The organism is Staphylococcus lutrae (assembly GCF_002101335.1).
Taxonomy (GTDB): domain Bacteria; phylum Bacillota; class Bacilli; order Staphylococcales; family Staphylococcaceae; genus Staphylococcus; species Staphylococcus lutrae.
In genome coordinates this window covers 1665688-1684005 of the sequence record NZ_CP020773.1, presented here as the reverse complement: position 1 = coordinate 1684005, position 18318 = coordinate 1665688, and the positions used below count along the sequence as shown (strand labels likewise).

15 protein-coding genes are annotated in these 18318 nt (G+C 36.1%); 3 read left to right on the top strand and 12 right to left on the bottom strand.

Going from position 1 to position 18318, the window contains the following annotated elements; all coding sequences use genetic code 11:
- Positions 1-9: 9 nt before the first annotated feature.
- From B5P37_RS07750 to B5P37_RS07730, 5 genes are all read right to left on the bottom strand, one after another.
- On the bottom strand, positions 10-627 hold the full coding sequence (locus tag B5P37_RS07750; protein WP_085237681.1) for a DUF47 domain-containing protein: 618 nt from the start codon (positions 625-627) through the stop codon (positions 10-12).
- A gap of 919 nt (positions 628-1546) precedes the next feature.
- Positions 1547-3460 carry an FtsX-like permease family protein gene (locus B5P37_RS07745; RefSeq protein WP_085237680.1) on the bottom strand — a complete coding sequence of 638 codons (1914 nt, stop codon included), beginning with the start codon at positions 3458-3460 and terminating at the stop codon, positions 1547-1549.
- On the bottom strand, positions 3450-4211 hold the full coding sequence (locus B5P37_RS07740; protein WP_085237679.1) for an ABC transporter ATP-binding protein: 762 nt from the start codon (positions 4209-4211) through the stop codon (positions 3450-3452). Before B5P37_RS07740 ends, B5P37_RS07745 begins: the two co-directional genes overlap by 11 nt.
- Positions 4212-4303: 92 nt before the next feature.
- Complete coding sequence (locus B5P37_RS07735) at positions 4304-5341, bottom strand: sensor histidine kinase (RefSeq protein ID WP_085237678.1); 1038 nt, start codon at positions 5339-5341, stop codon at positions 4304-4306.
- A complete protein-coding gene (locus tag B5P37_RS07730; RefSeq protein WP_085237677.1) occupies positions 5328-6008 on the bottom strand; it encodes a response regulator transcription factor in 681 nt (226 codons plus the stop codon). Before B5P37_RS07730 ends, B5P37_RS07735 begins: the two co-directional genes overlap by 14 nt.
- Before the next feature lie 294 nt (positions 6009-6302).
- On the opposite strand from B5P37_RS07730, the gene B5P37_RS07725 reads away from it, so the two are divergent.
- Positions 6303-6812 (top strand): GNAT family N-acetyltransferase, encoded by a 510-nt coding sequence (locus B5P37_RS07725; protein ID WP_085237676.1) that lies wholly within the window; start codon positions 6303-6305, stop codon positions 6810-6812.
- Between the two features lie 222 nt (positions 6813-7034).
- Here B5P37_RS07725 and B5P37_RS07720 read toward each other — a convergent pair whose 3' ends face one another.
- The 7 genes from B5P37_RS07720 to B5P37_RS07690 form a co-directional block, all read right to left on the bottom strand.
- Positions 7035-8060, bottom strand: coding sequence for an alpha/beta hydrolase (locus B5P37_RS07720; RefSeq protein WP_085237675.1), 1026 nt, complete (start codon positions 8058-8060; stop codon positions 7035-7037).
- A gap of 42 nt (positions 8061-8102) precedes the next feature.
- Positions 8103-9170: a YkvI family membrane protein gene (locus tag B5P37_RS07715; RefSeq protein WP_085237674.1), complete on the bottom strand. Its 1068-nt coding sequence runs from the start codon at positions 9168-9170 to the stop codon at positions 8103-8105.
- A gap of 436 nt (positions 9171-9606) precedes the next feature.
- Positions 9607-11049 (bottom strand): MDR family MFS transporter, encoded by a 1443-nt coding sequence (locus B5P37_RS07710; RefSeq protein ID WP_085237673.1) that lies wholly within the window; start codon positions 11047-11049, stop codon positions 9607-9609.
- Positions 11050-11256: 207 nt separating this feature from the next.
- Positions 11257-11754 carry a hypothetical protein gene (locus tag B5P37_RS07705; RefSeq protein WP_085237672.1) on the bottom strand — a complete coding sequence of 166 codons (498 nt, stop codon included), beginning with the start codon at positions 11752-11754 and terminating at the stop codon, positions 11257-11259.
- 296 nt (positions 11755-12050) lie between these two features.
- Positions 12051-12854: an ABC transporter ATP-binding protein gene (locus B5P37_RS07700; RefSeq protein ID WP_085237671.1), complete on the bottom strand. Its 804-nt coding sequence runs from the start codon at positions 12852-12854 to the stop codon at positions 12051-12053.
- A 357-nt stretch (positions 12855-13211) separates the two neighbouring features.
- On the bottom strand, positions 13212-14045 hold the full coding sequence (locus tag B5P37_RS07695) for a YitT family protein (protein ID WP_085237670.1): 834 nt from the start codon (positions 14043-14045) through the stop codon (positions 13212-13214).
- A gap of 536 nt (positions 14046-14581) precedes the next feature.
- Positions 14582-15808, bottom strand: coding sequence for a NupC/NupG family nucleoside CNT transporter (locus tag B5P37_RS07690; RefSeq protein WP_085237669.1), 1227 nt, complete (start codon positions 15806-15808; stop codon positions 14582-14584).
- A 275-nt stretch (positions 15809-16083) separates the two neighbouring features.
- On the opposite strand from B5P37_RS07690, the gene B5P37_RS07685 reads away from it, so the two are divergent.
- Complete coding sequence (locus B5P37_RS07685; protein WP_085237668.1) at positions 16084-16320, top strand: FeoA family protein; 237 nt, start codon at positions 16084-16086, stop codon at positions 16318-16320.
- On the top strand, positions 16313-18307 hold the full coding sequence (gene feoB / locus B5P37_RS07680; protein WP_085237667.1) for a ferrous iron transport protein B: 1995 nt from the start codon (positions 16313-16315) through the stop codon (positions 18305-18307). Before B5P37_RS07685 ends, feoB begins: the two co-directional genes overlap by 8 nt.
- The last annotated feature ends 11 nt before the right edge of the window (positions 18308-18318 follow it).

The following is an 18318-nucleotide window of genomic DNA, read 5'->3' as shown; positions in this document are numbered from 1 at the left end:
AGGACTCCCTTAGCTATTTTTCATTATGATTGTTTCAAAATTATTCGCAACAGCTTGACAGCGGTCTGCGACATTTTCTAAACTTTCATAAATGTCCTTAATTTTAATTAAAGTGACTGGATCGGTTTCACTGTTAAAAATATGCTTGATTGATTGACGTAAAATTCCATCACAATTTGTTTCGTATTCTTTAATATTGATTGAATGCACACGCATATGTGAAAGCTTTTTCTCTGTCAATAATCCAATAGCTAATTTCATTTCACCTATTGCTTTTTGAATATTATCTACAAACTCTAACATGTATTCATCTGTATATTCTATTGAGTACATTTCAAACATACCAGATGTTTCTTCCATCGCATCTAAAACGTCATCAATCGCATTACATAACGCCATAATATCCTCACGCTCAATAGGTGTAATGAATGTCTGATTGAGGTCTGTAATCACTTGATGCATCAATTCATCACCATGTGATTCATACGTTTTAATGTTGTCAGCATAAGCTCGCAAATCTAAATGTGTTGTGAAATCCATTTTACCGAATTCAATTGCAGCTCGGTCTAAATTGAAAATCATATCCTCTAGACGCTCCATGAACTTATCCTTTTTCTTCCTAATCATGTTAAAATCCTCCATTCAGCGATTACCTAATCACTATTGTAAAAGTTGTGTTACTTTAATTATAAAATATCATTAAAAATTTGTTAACTTAAAATGTATGATACGCAACCACATCAGTTCGTATTTTAGATTTTGATTGATATGCACTGCTTTCACACTTTTTCATAATCCTATTCGAAAATATCACATAATTAAAGATGCTACAATTAAATTTACAAAACCTTAACATTTTATTTTGTGAAGATATATCACGCTTTTCTTCATCATCCTTATCCTTTTCTTATTTCCTATAATCCATTGCTATGCAGTGTACTTAAACATCCTACATTGATGTGTTCGTGGTAAATCTTTCAATATTTGAGTAAAAATTTGAAGCAATGTTTTTGAGAAAATGATATCTAAAATCATTCAGGTGTGATAACAAAAACTTATCATATAACCGTTTATTATGTAAAAAATGCACTTCTTGCTATGATAAGTCACTCATCCAATCATTTAAATGACAAAATGAGCGACCTATTGGAGATACACAAAAAAAGATGATATTGTATATATTTTCTATGTGCATCTATCCTACTTTAACATGAAACACGCTTGATTCACCTACTTATTTTCATATAAAATTTTTTATTATTATTGACTGACCTGTTCATACTGGAAAAATAAAATGAGAAATCCGAAATGTTTTATGACGAACGCACATAAAAATCCTCCAAAGTTTTCTTTTTAATAGCACTTTGGAGGGATGGAGCAGAGAACAACATATATAGAAAAATCAAAAGAGGGACCAAAAACGGCGAATCAAAGTCAGTACCTCAGCGGTCATCTATTCAAGAATAAGAAGTAAGTGTAATTACATTCATGCCTGACTCCACCACACAACCATCGTCTGAAGGTTTAACAATTTGTATCATTATATCTAAATTGAAAACTTAATCACTCGTCTTGAATGGAAATAAGCAAACACTGCAAACATGATGTAAACACCCACATATGCTCCCATTGCTAAAAAAACGGGAATAAAGTTAACACCACCCACTAATGTGTTAAAAGCACGTGCTGCAAAATAAGCATGACCTAAACCAATGAGCAACGGTAATCCGAAGTTAAAACTAATTTTTAATGCTATCCCTTTGACCATATCTGAATGTGTGTAACCCATTTTACGTAGAATTTGATAATTGACCATCTCATCTTCATTTTCATCCATCTGTTTAATATAAATAATACAACCTGCTGCAATCAAAAACGTAATACCTAAAAAGCCACTGACAAACAAAAACATTCCTGAATAAGTAAACTGTTCTTTTAACAATGCAGTATGTGAATCAGGCAATCCCTTATTCAATTGCTGATTCCATCTTTCCACTACTTTTAAGTCTTTTTTATCATTCAAATCAAATCCGACTTGTGTCGCTATCGGATGACGTGCTTTATCTTTAATTTTTGTATCTTTAAGTCTCTCAAAGCTTTGATTGTCAATCACTGCTATAGGTACACCAAATGTCAAAAGGGTAGAAAACCGATTTTCTTTACTAATCTCCTCAATTTTCAGGGGAATATGCGTATTTTTGTATCCTAAATCTAAAATCATCCCTTGTTCAAATCCTAAAATAGATTCTGTTAACGAAAAACTGTTAACGAAAACCATTTCTCCCTCTTGAACATCGATGTCTGAAAATTGTGCGTCACTCGTAATCGGTATATCCGAAACGTCTTGATTTAGCTTTTCTGTCGAATGAAAAATTGGAACTCTGATGACATCCTGTGTGTGTTTATGATATGCAATGTCATGTGCTTTCAATTGAGATTCAAACTTTTTTACCGCATCAGCTTCATTAATATATGTAAATTCATACGGTGACATTGCACTGACATTATTTTCGATATTTGCTTTTCCAATCATTGCAAAAGACAATAAACTGATAGTAATGGCTGAAATGACTCCAATAATGGTCAATGAAAAGGCATTCTTTTTCATCCTATGCATAATCGATGCTGTAAAAATAACGTCTGTCACATTGATATGCCCACGCTTTACCTGTTTTAACGTTTTAAAAATCAGTGACACAGAACTTCTGAAGAAAAAGTATGCTCCCACTACTGTTAAAAATAATATGGAAAAGACAAGCATAAAAAACAATACCAAATTAGCTACCTTTGCAATGAGAAGTGTTGAAAAATAATAACCTAAACCAATCATCACGATACCAAGCCCCCCAAAAATAACATCTCTTTTCGTCATTTGAGGATATGTCGATTCACTTTGTTGCACATCATACATCATTCGAATAATCGAACGTCGCTTAATAAAAATGAAACTTTGCAATACGATTAAAATATATGCACATACCACGAGAGCTATTGTTACAATCATTGCAGCAGGTTCAAACAAAATCCTGATGTCAAGTGGAATATTTGTTACCTTTTTCACAATTAGCAATAAAAAGCGTGATCCAAACACCCCTAATAAAAAGCTCAAAACTGTTATACTGAGAAAAATAAGACCTTGCTCTAATATAATCATACACATCAAATCTTTACGTGATAAACCGATCAATTGAAATAGTGCAAAACTTTTTGTACGCCGACGAATAAACAAATGGTTAGCATAAAGTAGAAAAATCACAATGATAATAAATAAAAACACTTCACCAATCCCAGCACTCTTATTCAATAAAGCGGCCGACTCCGTATCCGTCACATCTTTAGTGTATTTCAATGTTACAAAACTAAAGTAAAGTGCAATGCTTAATATGAGAGAAAACAAATAAAGTCCATAGTGTTTGAGGTTTTGTTTGAAATTTTTAAATATAATACAACTAAAACTCATGTTTCACACCACCCAATACACTTTGATTTTGAATGATTGCTTGATAAAAGTGTGAGACAGGTTGATTGCCTTGAAAGAGTTCTGTATGAATTTGCCCGTCCTTAAGCATGATGACACGATTAGCATAACTCGCAGCAACAGGATCATGTGTCACCATCACTATCGTTGTTTCCATCTGTTGATTAATCACTTCTAAACGTTTCAGCAAGTCTTGCGCACTTTTGGAATCCAATGCTCCTGTCGGCTCGTCAGCAAAAATAATAGCCGGCCGACTAATTAAGGCTCTTGCTGCAGCTGTTCGTTGTTTTTGACCACCTGAGATTTCATCCGGATATTTATTTTTAATTTCTGCAATACCTAAAGCATCTACCACTTCTTCAAAGCGCTGCTCAGCTTCTTTCTTACTCAAATTCATCATAGATAACGGTAGCATGATATTTTCACGCACAGTCAATGTGTGTAAAACATTGTAATCTTGAAAAATAAAGCCTACATCTCGTTTCCTGAAATAAGACAATTGTTTATTTGACATTCTTGTAATATCTTGACTATTGATTTCAATGCTTCCTCTTGTCACATAATCAATAGAACTGATGACGTTCAACAATGTGGTTTTCCCGGACCCAGATGGTCCCATAATTGCCACAAACTCTCCTTTATCCACTGAAAAATTGATGTCCTTCAATACTTCAAATGATTGTTTTTTATTCCCATATGTTTTACTGACATGACTTACTTGTAATATGGACACGATTACTCACTCCTTATTCATTCACTCTATACCTAGTATTGTACAGAGAAAATAGATTAAAATCGTGCGAATCACATGACAAAACGCATGCTTCATGTGACAGTTTTGTCACCTGACATGCGTTGAAGATAGTCATTTTGTTGTGGAAATGTTAAAGATACCGTTGTTCCTTCATCAACTACAGAAACTATATCAATTTGAAGACCTAGTGCTTCACGGACGGACTCAACCAAATAAAGCCCCATCCCCGATGACGTATATAAATGTGCACTATTTTTACCTGCAAAACCACGCTGAAAAATACGGGGCATATCCTGTTTGGCAATTCCGCTACCATAATCTTGAATATGCAATCTCACCTTCTGGTTTTCTATTGTTTGAGAAATGTCAATATCCGCATGTTCAGAATATTTAACCGCATTCGAGATAATTTGTCGAATCACCATACGCATCCATCTTTTATCCGTGTAAACCATCGTCATTTCAGGAATATCAACATTAAAACCAAGACCTTTAAGGATAGCAATATGACGCAATTGATGGATTTCATTAATAACTAATTCACGTAATGTCACCTTTTCAAAAAACATATCATGTGCTTGATGATTGAGTCGCGCTAAAAATAAATGTTGGTCTAGCATATAATCAATGCGTGACCATTCATACATCAGCTGTTTGCGCCTCACAAAGTCACTTTCTTTCTCAATCAATAACTTTAAAGCCGTGATCGGTGTTTTAATATCATGAACAAACTCGGTCATACTTTGTTCATTTAAATCAATCCAATATTGTTGCTGTGCAATAGATTGGTGTAACTGCGTGATTTTCGCACGCAAGTATCGTAACGTCATCTGTTCAAAAGGCGTTTCTGCGAGAAGATGATGATGGACCGCTTCAATTTCCGGATCGCTTTCTAAATGCTGATAATACTTTGTCTCTTTAAAAAATCTATAAATTAGGAAAAAGATTGTCACTAACCATTTTACACCAATAATATACCAGATATTATCAAATGGAAGGTCATCATCAAGAAAAGTAAAAACGAGTAATAAAATATCAAATATTACAAATATCGTTATCCAAGCCATGCGTTCTTGTAAAAAATAGACAATCCATCTAATTGTTATCATGCGCAATATACCCTTTCCCGACTTTTGTTTCAATGACCTCGAGTATCCCGAGTGCTGCCAATTTTTTGCGCAGCCGGTTGACGTTGACAGTTAACGTATTGTCATTCACAAACGCTTCGTCATCCCACAATGCAGACATTAAAACTTCACGTGCGACAATTTCATTTTTTTGACGAAGCAAGATTTCCAATATCAATGATTCCGTACGTGACAAATCAATCGTCTGTTGCTCTTTCGTCACCATACCTTTAGACCAATCAACGACCGCTCCTTGCCACATCACAATTCGTCGCTCTTGTTGGCTATATTGATACACGCGCCGAAAAATAGCTTGTATTTTAGCGATAAGTACAGGCATGTGAAACGGTTTTTGAATATAGTCGTCTGCTCCCATTTCCATACTCATCACTTGGTCCATTGGATTATCTCGAGAGGAAATGAACACGATCGGAACATTCGAATAATTACGAATTTGACGCGTCCAATAAAAACCATCAAATTTAGGCAATGTTACATCCATTAAAATTACATGTGGTTTATATTCGAGGAACTGCTGAAGCACACCATCAAAATCTTGAACTTTAGTCACATTAAAATCCCAACTTGACAACGCTTCAGTAAGCTGTTGGCATAAAGCTTGATCATCTTCTACTAGCAGTATATCCATTAATCTCCGTCCTTTGTATAGCTTAATTTTTCTCCCTTTTGTTTACGATATTAAAAATACTACAAGCGTTAAATCGGAATAAATGATTTGTTAATGACTCGTTTATTCCTCCCCGCTGTATCTCCATTAAAATCCATCACCCACACCGCTTTCAATATTACAGAAATATAAAATATTCATTTTTCAAAATTCAATTTATCATCGTAGAAATTTCCTATATTTATTAAATTACGTTACAATAAGCTTACGGAATTAATAAGGTGCCATATCCGTGTAGAAAATGGAGGTGAAGGCATGGCAATAACAATCAGAGAAATTAGCATCAATGATGTCGAAGCATTTATGACACTCATGAAACAGTCTTTTGATGAATCACAATATATGCTTTATGATCCGGGTGAATATATGCCTTCTTTAGAAAACGTCATTTCACGTATTGAAGCAGTCATTACTTCTCCTTATCTGACTATTCTTGTGGCAGAAAGTGAGCAGCAACTGGTTGGATACTTAACAGTAACGACCCAAAAGTTGCATCGTGTTGAACATCATGCGGAGATTTCCATGGCTGTTTTACGTGACTTTCAAGGTTTAGGGATTGGTTTTGATTTAATCCAGCATTGTAAGAAATGGTGCCAAGCGCACGGTATAACAAGGATTTCATTAACTGTTGTCACAGAAAACAAAGTTGCCATACGCCTTTATGAACGTGCTGGCTTTAAAGTTGAAGGCGAATTGCGCCATACATTAAAGATTAATGGTGAATACTTCAATGAATTGGTGATGTCCTATTTACTGAATGATTAGTGACCCCTGTATAACATTGCTACTGAGGATACATGAATCTCCTCAACAAACGAAACTAAAAATAAGCGTCTTCAAATTAGAACAGAATATAATTCATTGCCTCTTACTTTAAGTGTATCTCAGAAAAAATAAACACAGGTCCTTTCAGCCTTACCATTCCTTGATGATGACGCTGAAAGGAACCTCCTCATTTACTGATTGACCTCATATGCCACTGACACTTCAAATGTCATACGGATTCAAAACAATTTCCGTATGTGCCCCCTCACTTGTCTTTGTATTGACTTGCGTATTTGATGTATTTCGACTTAAAAAGTGAAGCATTTGTTGGATATTTTCCTTTGATTCAGGTTTGTTCAAATGGAACTGATATTGATGTTTCAAATGATGTGTCCCATCAAAGAAAAAACGTTCAACTACAATATCTTTCTTCTCTAACGCATTGGCAAAGGCCACATTTTGACTCATAAAGGGATCCGCATCGCCAACAGATAAATATGTCGCAGGAAACTGAGCGGTAAGCTGATTTTTAGTCGACATTTCCGTGATGTTTTTAAAGCGTGTTTCCCAATTTTCGACACCTGTGTAACTCTTCATAAATAAATCTATTCGTGGAAATTCGGTAGCTCGCACTGTTTTCATATCGTAAAAACCGCCGAAAAACATCGCCGCTTTAATTTGGTTCGGGCTGAATTGCTGTGCAAAATCCATCTCTTTGCGCAATGGTGTGTTGGTTTGCATTGCTGTGTACTGACTACTGATTTGGGCACCTGCCGAATCACCGCCAATGACCACTTCGTTTAAATTAATTGGTAAATTCCGCTCATTTTGTTTAATAAAGCGTACCGCATGATCCATTTGAATGAGTGGTGTTGGATAGCGATATTCTGGGGCAAGTGCATAATTGATATTCACTACAACATAACCGTGTTCCGCAATTTGTGCAAGTAACGGGTTTTTGTATTGCTTGTCTCCAGCAATAAACCCTCCACCATGCACCCAAAAAATCACAGGGAGTTTTTCATTCGCATTGACATGCTTCGGCATTAAAATATCTAATTGGCTATTTGGTAGTCCTTCCATATACGTAATATTTTCAATTGCAGAAACATTTTTATTTTGAATTGAAACTTTTTGATCAACGTGTTTGGACTGTTTCGGTTCAAAAAAATAGCCGGCTATAAGACCGGCTATAACAAGTAGAATAATGAATGTAATCAAAATCCATCTTTTTCTATGATTTGTCATTCCAATCTTTCCTTTCGGAAAAATTGTAACATATTTAATTAATTAAGCAATGAATTTCTTATCTTGTGATTTTCTATAAAAGTATTTTACCGTCACTGCAATAACAATGAAAAGGCCAATAACCCCCATCATTGGGTAAACAATGGCAATTAAACCTTCAAAACCGACGAAGCTCAAAACGTAAGCAAGCGGTACTAAAATAGAAATCATAACATAATACTTTTTCGTATACGGTGACGTAAAACGTGCCGCAAATGAATAAGATAAACCTAAAATTGTGTTATACATAACTGCCAACATCACAATCGATAATACAACAATTAAGATAGGTGAAATCTTACCCGCTAGAATTAATGTAGGAATGGCTGCATTTTTAATCTCTGTATACTCGGACTGAAGTGCAAAATTAATTAATCCCAGCAGGACGAGATAAACGACACCTCCAATTAATCCTCCTAATCCTGAAACTAATCTTTTAGATGCATCGCCACCAATAGCGACAAGTGTACTGAAGCCGACTGCAAAAGCTAAGCCCCCATAGTTAAAGCCATTCCAAATGGCCAAACCAATATTAGGTGTTTCCACAACACGATTAATATGTGAAAGTGGAATCGAACCTTTGAATAGTGACGTTGCAGCAATAAGCACAACTAGTACAATCAGCACGGGTGTCACAATACCTAGGGCACGTACAATTTTATTGAAGTCCATCAACAAAGTAATATAAACGGCAATACACATCAATAATGACCCTAGCCAAATCGGTACGCCAAAACTTTCATTGAATGTTGAACCTGCCCCTGCAATCATTGTAATAGTGACCGCATAGAGTGATAAAATCAATATATAATCAATCACAAGTCCAAGTTTTTTTCCGAACAAATACTCAAGCGTTGATTCATGATTTTCAGCATCAAATGCTGTACCAATTTTAGCAACTTGACGTCCAATAAATGTTAATATTATACCTGAAATAATCACACCGATATAGGAATAAATACCATATCTACTAAAAAATTGCAGTACTTCTTGACCAGTAGAAAAACCAGCTCCGACTACAACACCTACATAGGCAAAAGCTATTTTTATAGCTTCATTATATTTTTTCATACTGTTTTGACCTCCTCGTTAGCAAAACACGTTAAACATTAAAACACATTCATCTCTTAATTTCAAACTTTCATAAGGTCATTAAACCTTTGAAAACCTTGCTACGACTGGGTTTAACACCGTATCAAATCACTTTATAGCATATTTTTTATACCTTTTTACGAATAAATAAACAATTGAGTCCATATATTTGTATTACTATACAAAAATGATAAATTTACCTCTTTTTAAACTTGTGACTGCACAAAAATCACTTTTAACATTTTTTAAACTTGACGTGTTTGTCTTTTCTGTTCAAAACGTTATGCACTCCAAAAAAGGAAGTTAAGCAATATCAGATTGCCTCACTTCCTCATTCAAGTTTTCAACTGACAGATGGCTTGCTTAACCTGCCCTTGTAAAACGACTTTTTGCTATTGCTTCAGTTGTTTTTCATCTACAAATCATCTTGTGTTGCATTTTGTTGACGCTTTTCTTGCGAAGCGTTTGTCAATCTAAATGCTAAAATTAATCCAATGATCAATAATACCACTGCAAAAATATATGCACTATGCATCCCGGATGTCATGGCTTGATTGCGAATATCTTGTGTAATATGCACATATTTCTCCAACACTCTATTTTGAACCCCTGATACGATACCGACAAATATCGCAATGCCTGTCGCTCCTGCAATAGGCTGTAACACATTAAAAATAGCCGTTCCATGTGGATATTTATCCTGTGGTAAAGCGTTTAAACCATTGGTACTTACAGGCATCATAATTGCAGCCGTACCAATCATTAATACAATATAAGCGAGGACAAAAATATAAACAGGTAAACCCGGATGTACTGTCGTATAAAAAATCGCGACACCGAGCAATAATAACATACCTGGTATGACTAATTTTCGTGGACCAAATTTATCAAACAATCCTCCCATAAAAGGTGACAGAAAACCATTCAGTAACGCACCTGGTAATAAAATCAATCCAGCCACTTTAGCTGAAAAACCCATTGGTCCTTGTAAATACATGGGCATCACAATTTCAGATGCAAACATACTCATCATAATGATCACAAAAATAATCATACCTTTACGGAAATTGTGAAATTGTAAAACACGAAAATCCAAAATAGGTTCTTCCAAAATCAACTGACGACGAATAAAAGCAACAATACATACTAAGCCGACAATAAGCGGTATCGCAATTCCCCAGTTGAGAATGCCTCCTTGCACAGCACTTACTCTCGACACACTATAAATCAAACCGGTAATTCCGACTGTGGATAACATAATGGAGACGACATCTATTTTTGGTTTTGTCACTTCTCCAACATTTTTCAAGAAAACGAAACCAAATACAAATGCAAAAAGCATAAATGGAATAACAATAAAAAATAACCAACGCCAGCCCATATAATCAACAATGACACCTGATAAAGTGGGACCTAACGCGGGCGCAAACATAATGATAAGACCAAATGTCCCCATCACTTTTCCTCTCACCGATTCATCAAACAAAAGTAACATCGCATTCATGATTAATGGAATCATTAAACCTGTGCCAATCGCCTGAATCATACGTCCTGTGAGTAACATTGGAAAGTTCATGGCAAAACCAGAAATTAAAGAACCTATCATAAAAATAATGAGTAAGCCTAAAAATAAACGTCTCGTTGTAAACCATTGAATAATCAATGCAGAAAGTGGTGATACAATGCCCATAATCATCATAAAACCACTTGCCATCCATTGCACTGTTGTACGTGAAATATCAAAATATTGCATCAATGTTTGCAAAGCAATATTTAACAATGTTTCATTTAAAATCATGAAAAAAGCCCCAATTAAAAATACAGCCATAATCATTTTTGAATGTTTCTGAGTTTCCATAATCCCTCTCCCTCCATCATCGAACTTATTCATTATACACAAACTGAAATTAAATAGATATAGAAAAACATGATGCCTACAATTTGATTTCTAGACTTATATTGACATTGAACGAATTGTAATCGCTCTTTGTAAGCTGCACTGCTCCCGCAAACATTAAAAACCACTCGATACGGCATCGGTATCGAATGGTTTTTTGTTTTGACATTATGCGTCTTTATAGTGATTCAACTGTTCAAAGTCAACGACAACTTGATCCATACGTTTCGCTGTATCTTTTAATACATTGCGCGCGACCTTGTTGCTCGGATCAAGCTTTAAAATCTGTTTCGAAATCTGAAAAGCTTTTTTATCAGAAATGACTGGTTCTGGAATCGCGTGTAACAACAACATCTGTAACAAGCTCTTCACTTCTTTGCCTTCAGTTAAATCAATTGAAGCTTCGGCATGATAATATGCAGACTCTAATGCACCTGGCACATCACTCAATGGATATACAAGAAGTAAAAATGCTAAATCATGAATTTCACTTGTCTCTTTGTCTTTTATCATATCGAGGAGACAAGTATAATACATCACACTTTCTTCCTCATACGCACTGGAGATATACGCTTCTTCAAACTCTAAAAAATCAGTCGCAGACATTAAGTTCTTCACTGCATCAAATTCGCCGTTTAAGACATGTCTCTTTATTAAATCTTGCATGGCTCGTCCTCCTGAATGTGCCATTATCCAATCGACCTTATTTTAACATATTAAGAAAAAAATTTCAGATTGGTCAATCACATTAAGTTCAATTATATCAAATAATTCATTGCAAAGATTATTTTAACATATTTTTTACAAATAAACTTCTATTCTAGAGGTTGAAATTGATGAAGTGCGTCAGATTCAGCGCCCATCTCATGAATAACACGTTATATGGTAGTCCAAAAAATAGCTGTCGCATACGCGCCACAGATAACCTATCCTCTGTTGCCTGAACTTTTATTACGTATGACTTAAGCCTTCTCGTAATGCTTACATAATAAATTATAAGTAATCAACATGGGCTTTCCTGTACGTGGATCTGTACTTAATTCTGCATCAATATTAAAGACTTGTTCTAAAATTTCATTTGTGAGCACTTCATGTGTCTCTCCTTGTTTAACAATCGCACCATTTTTCATCGCAATCAAATGATCTGAAAAGCGAATCGCTTGATTGATATCATGTAGGACCATAATAATCGTCGTTCCTTGTTTCTCATTCAGTTCTTGAACGAGCTCTAAAATTTCAAGCTGATGTGAAATATCTAAATAAGTTGTTGGCTCATCGAGAAAAATGATATCCGTCTTTTGCGCTAGCGCCATCGCAATCCATACACGTTGACGTTGACCTCCACTTAAATCATTCACGGCACGGTGTTTAAAATCAATCGTTCCCGTCACACGCATCGCCCAATCAATCGCCTTTTTATCTTCTTCATTTAAACGACCGAATCCTTTTTGATGAGGAAAACGTCCATATGACACAAGCTCTCCAGCCGTCAATCCATCTGAAACGTCAGGCGATTGAGGTAATATTGCAATTTTTTTAGCAATTTCTTTCGTTGATTGAACATGGATATTCTTACCATCTAAACAAATTTCTCCACTTTTGGTATTCAATAATCGAGAAAGTGCTTTGAGTAAAGTCGATTTGCCACATCCATTCGGTCCAATGATTGAAGTAATCGCACCATCTGGTATTGCGACATTCAAACGATCAACAATAACACGGTCACCATAACCGATTGTGACATCTTTCCCTATTAATCTATTCATCGTCATCCTTCTTTCTTAAAACGATTACGCACTTTATATATGCGCCTTGTACAAAGTCGTTCCTGTATGCATGCATGAAAATGCATCATGCGCATGTCATTCATTCCCAATTATTTTGTGCAATTGATAATCATTATCATATTTAACGACAGTATATCATTATTTGAAAAATATTTCTAACCGTAAATCAAGCGCGTGTTCACAAAACCATCCCTTACTCCGCACTAATGACCCTCAAAAGCGACTATGAACACACGCCCGGCTCAACTGCTCTACAACTAAAAAAGCTATGAAGAAATGGTCCTCATCCAATTCTTCATAGCGCGTCTCATGATTCATTTCCCTTTGCAGTACATCCTAGTCTTCAACTAAAAAACCGTTACCATAAACATCGCGTACATCATGCACAACAACAAATGCATTGCTATCAATTTTACGAATCATTCGTTTCGTTCGTGATAATTGGGTCTTGCTAATGACCGCATAAAGTACATCCGTTTCTTGTTTCGAGAAATACCCTCTGCCGTTCAAAATCGTAATACCTCGCCCAATATCTTCATCTATCATTTTTGCAATACGGTCCGGTGATTTTGAAATAATTGTCACTGCTTTCTTAGGATTTAATCCTTCAATAACAAAGTCCATCACTTTCGTACCAATATAAAGACTAATAATCGTTAAAAGTGCACGATCTAACGGTATCACAGTTAAAGAAATGACAACGACAATTAAATCAAAAAAGAGTAATGCGTATGGTGTGCTCACATCCAAATATTTATTGGCAATCCGTGCTAAGATGGTCGTTCCTGCTGTTGTCCCCCCTGCCAATACAATCACACCGATACCTAAACCGATTGAAAAACCTCCGAAAACAGCGTTGATAATAATATCTTCCGTTTTCACTGCCCAAGATGCGGTTAAACTTAGAAACAATGAGATTAATACAGTAGCTACAATTGTTAAATACATGCTCCGTTTACTTAAAAACTTATAGCCGATTGCAATCAAGATGGCATTAACAACAAAGTTAACAATGGCGGGTGACCAATGGAATGCGTAGTATAAAACAATGGCTAACCCCGTCACACCCCCTTCACCGAGATCACCTGCAATCACAAATGCGTTCACCCCTACTGCAAATATAAATGAGCCTATCACGACTAATATTAAATCTCTTATTGTTCGATTCACCCCGTCATTCCCCCTTTTCATTTTTTATTTCAATCTTATCATATGCCATACTATCATATCTTTTACACAAAACGTACCCTTGATTTTCGTCTACACATATAAAGATAGACTGAAAATTTTAAATTTCTGAATATTTCGTTTACTTTTTGCTATGACTCGTGTATAATATGAATTACCTTATTTGTTGCTAGTCATCTAGTCAACAAGAGGCCATCTCCTTTGTGTTTTATAATAAAAGAGATTTTTGCTCGAGATTGATATCTTGCTCGAATATCAATCTAAATTATTCATTTCCCGTCTAAGGCAGTTCAGCAATCGCTGGGCTGCTTTTTTATACGCAATCAAACATCGAATACGTCCAACTGATTTTGTAGCGACACCCCATCAACGTGTAAGATAAGCGCTCGCTTTCCAATCTTTCATTATCATAATAGCAATCCTTAGCCTATCCCTAAAACCAATAAAAGAAGAGAACCCGCATCATTGCGATACAGATTCTCCTCCTTATTAACATCCGTCACACATACGGATTAATTTTACCATGCGAATAAACCGACAAAACTCGCTGTTAACAATGAAACTAAAATCCCTGCTAACAACATCATTGGTACATACTTTGAAATAATGTCCGACGTTTTTTCTTGAACAATCCCTTTTAATGTACCGATAATCATACCTAATGTAGAGAAGTTCGCAAATGAGACTAAGAAAGTCGAAATCACTGCGCGACGATGTGGCGCATAATCATTGACTTCTCCAGCAATTTGTCCCATGACAACAAACTCATTAGTCACAATTTTCTTCGCCATTTGTTGTGCCACTACCCAAGCTTCATCAATCGGTAAGCCCAGTAATAGTGCAAATGGCCACATGAAGACACCTAAAATTTGGTCTAAACCAAAGCTTCCTTTAAGATGGAACAGATGACCGATTCCTCCTGTAATTAAATGGATTAAACGATCGGCAAGTTCTGCTAAAGCAACAAAACTAATAACAAATGCAATGATAATTAACACTAATTTACCCGCATTTAATACAGAATCACCTAAGAAAGAGAAAAATGGTTGGCGCGCTTCATTTGAACGCAAATCATAAATCACGTCTTCGTCAGCATCTAATTTGATAGGATTCAAAATCGCCGCAACAATCATCGCATTAACAATATTTAATGGAATCGCTGTCAACACCAATTCACCAGGAATCATCGTCACATAAGCGCCTACAATCGCCCCTGAAACAGAACTCATTGACATCATCGCAATCGTTAAAACACGTGCGTCCTTCATCCGCTTCAATTGTTCACTCGAAACTGCAAGTGCCTCTGTATTACCTAAGAACATCATTTCAATTCCGAAAAATGCTTCAAATTTAGGTTGACGTGTAATTTTAGCAAGTACCCAACCAATGCCTCGCATCACCCAAGGCAAAATTCGGAAATACATTAAAATATCAAAAAGTGGAACAACTAATAAAATTGGGAATAGCGCTGCAACAGCCATATCTAATTGCTTCGTTGCTGTAAAGCTATGAAACGCAAAGCCAATCCCTGCAAAGGCAGCATCGATAACCCATGAAATGCCCTCTGCTGCTTTTTTTACTGCAAGTGTCCCGGCTGGGAAATAAACAAAAAACCATGCTAACAATAGATTTAAAACAACAAGTATCGCAATCGAGTGCCACTGGATGTTTTTTCGGTCCCGAGAACATAAATATGCAAGCCCTAAAAAAGCAACCAATCCAATAATATTAATGATTAAATACATAAAGCGCTACCTCTTACCTTTCAACTGTTTTTTAACAAGTTTAGTATACCACGTGCTTTCTTACCTGAGAATATATTTTTTTAGGCATTTAAAGTCTCAATGTATAAGCAATAAATGATTCGATATTATTTTTATTTGATAATTTTAAAATGTTTAGATCACAATTCAATACTTTTACACATTTGATATTAAAAAAACATTGCCACCAAACGAAAAACATCGTATTCTATAATTAACTGAAAATGATTATCATTAATGATTAAGTAGGTGGGAATATGTTACATGTTGCAAATGCTGAGATTGGAAAACCCTATCGTGTAAAAGCATTAGAGACAAATAATACCAATTTGAAGCATCGTTTACGCGCTTTAGGATGCGTGGAAGGATGTCAAATTTCTGTATATCAAAAAGGATTGTTTAAAGGCCCTTGCACAATGAAGATTAATGGCCAACATATTTGCATTCGTAATTGTGATGCTTGCGAGATTCGCTTGGAGCAAGCTTATGAGTAATGCGTATTGTATTTTAGGTAACCCCAACGTTGGCAAAACATCATTATTCAATGCGCTCACCGGATCTTATGAATATGTCGGAAATTGGAGCGGTGTCACAGTTGAGAAAAAAGTCGGTCAACTCAAAAAGAAATCTGGTCAGCTCATCGATTTGCCAGGCATTTACGATTTGGTCCCGATTTCTCGAGATGAAACCGTGGTCACAGATTATTTATTAAACGCATCATTCGACGGGATGGTCAACATTATTGATGCCGCTCAAATCAAACGTAATTTTAATTTAACTGTCCAGTTACTCGAATTCGGTGCCCCATTGCTGATTGGACTCAACATGATTGACGTCGCTAATAAACGCGGCATTCGGATTAATCATCAACGGCTTATGCGTCAACTGCATATCCCGATCATTCCAATCATTGCTCGTACAGGAAAAGGGAGTGACGACGTACTAAACGCGCTCGTCGATCACCAAGTCTCCCGTCAACGTCCGCTAAAAATTAATTATGGCACTGACATTGAGCAGTTGTTATCTCAACTCATTGCTGCGATGCCCACAACGCTTTCTTTAGCACGTGAACAATACCGTTTTTTAGCGATTCAATATTTATTACACAATCCATCTGTACGCACATATTTAGAACAAACGACATTACATCATTTTGATACATTAGTTACGAATTTCAATGCATCACATACTGTAGATATCGAACAACACATTGTGGCATGTCGTCAAAATTATATTGATACGTTATTAGCAGATGTGGTGACATACCCTGATACACAACGTCAACATATGACTGAACGTATCGACGCAATACTCACACATAAATTACTTGGCATCCCCATTTTTTTAGGTCTAATGTGGTTCATCTTTCAAATCACGTTCACTTGGGTTGGGACCCCGCTTTCGGACCAATTGGATGCTTTTTTCGGTGGTCCTTTAACCGAACAAACACAACGATTAATGGATTGGGTGGGCATTTATCCGGCACTGCAAGATTTAGTTACAGATGGCATTATCGCAGGGGTTGGAGGCGTACTCGTATTCATCCCACAAATTTTAGTCCTCTTTTTCTTTATATCTTTGCTCGAAGATTCAGGCTATATGGCACGTATTGCGGTGATTATGGATCGTATCATGGAAAAGTTTGGACTTAATGGCAAATCATTTATTCCTATGATTATTGGTTTTGGGTGTAATGTCCCAGGCATTATGGCTGCGCGAAGTATCGAGGAAGAAAAAGAACGTCTAACAACAATATTAATTGCACCATTCATGTCCTGTTCAGCAAGATTACCTGTTTATGGCTTGTTCGTTGCCATTTTCTTTGCGAAACATCAAGCGCTCGTCGTGTTGAGTCTTTATGTCTTAGGTATTGTTGTCGCACTATTCGTAAGTTGGATTCTTTCAAAAACATTACTCAAAAAGGACACATCCATTTTTGTCATTGAATTGCCTCCTTACCGCTTGCCGTCACTAAAAACATTATGGCGTAGCACATGGGAAAAAGGGAAAGGTTTCGTAAAAAAAGCCGGGACATTTATTTTTGCAGGATCTGTTATCATTTGGTTACTCAACTATACAGGACCATCAGGCATCAATGTCCCTGTCGATCAAAGCTTTTTACATCTGATTGGTGCGATGATTGCACCGCTGATTTCCCCACTCGGATTTAGTTCATGGCAAACAGCGGCCACGTTAATTCCTGGCTTTCTCGCTAAAGAAGTCATCATCAGTGCAATGGCGATTATCTTTGCGGTCAATGAAGACAGTCTTGTTTCAATGGTATCCACACATTTCAATGCATTATCTGCCTATACTTTTATGGTGTTTATTTTGCTGTATACGCCTTGTTTAGCAACTGTTGCAGCCATTCGTAAAGAAACACCTTCATGGAAATGGACGTTACTCGCTGTCACTTATCCCGTAACCGTTGCCTATCTTTTGTCGCTCGTCATATATCAAATCGGTTCATATTTTTTATAGGAGGCCTATCA

Bases quoted from the DNA above. Each gene is read 5' to 3' on its own strand.
- B5P37_RS07720 (WP_085237675.1), bottom strand. From the start codon at position 8,060: ATGACAAATCATAGAAAAAGATGGATTTTGATTACATTCATTATTCTA.
- B5P37_RS07710 (WP_085237673.1), bottom strand. From the start codon at position 11,049: ATGGAAACTCAGAAACATTCAAAAATGATTATGGCTGTATTTTTAATT.
- B5P37_RS07690 (WP_085237669.1), bottom strand. From the start codon at position 15,808: ATGTATTTAATCATTAATATTATTGGATTGGTTGCTTTTTTAGGGCTT.
- B5P37_RS07730 (WP_085237677.1), bottom strand. From the start codon at position 6,008: ATGGATATACTGCTAGTAGAAGATGATCAAGCTTTATGCCAACAGCTT.
- B5P37_RS07700 (WP_085237671.1), bottom strand. From the start codon at position 12,854: ATGAATAGATTAATAGGGAAAGATGTCACAATCGGTTATGGTGACCGT.
- feoB (WP_085237667.1), top strand. From the start codon at position 16,313: ATGAGTAATGCGTATTGTATTTTAGGTAACCCCAACGTTGGCAAAACA.
- B5P37_RS07745 (WP_085237680.1), bottom strand. From the start codon at position 3,460: ATGAGTTTTAGTTGTATTATATTTAAAAATTTCAAACAAAACCTCAAA.
- B5P37_RS07750 (WP_085237681.1), bottom strand. From the start codon at position 627: ATGATTAGGAAGAAAAAGGATAAGTTCATGGAGCGTCTAGAGGATATG.
- B5P37_RS07725 (WP_085237676.1), top strand. From the start codon at position 6,303: ATGGCAATAACAATCAGAGAAATTAGCATCAATGATGTCGAAGCATTT.
- B5P37_RS07685 (WP_085237668.1), top strand. From the start codon at position 16,084: ATGTTACATGTTGCAAATGCTGAGATTGGAAAACCCTATCGTGTAAAA.
- B5P37_RS07715 (WP_085237674.1), bottom strand. From the start codon at position 9,170: ATGAAAAAATATAATGAAGCTATAAAAATAGCTTTTGCCTATGTAGGT.
- B5P37_RS07705 (WP_085237672.1), bottom strand. From the start codon at position 11,754: ATGCAAGATTTAATAAAGAGACATGTCTTAAACGGCGAATTTGATGCA.
- B5P37_RS07735 (WP_085237678.1), bottom strand. From the start codon at position 5,341: ATGATAACAATTAGATGGATTGTCTATTTTTTACAAGAACGCATGGCT.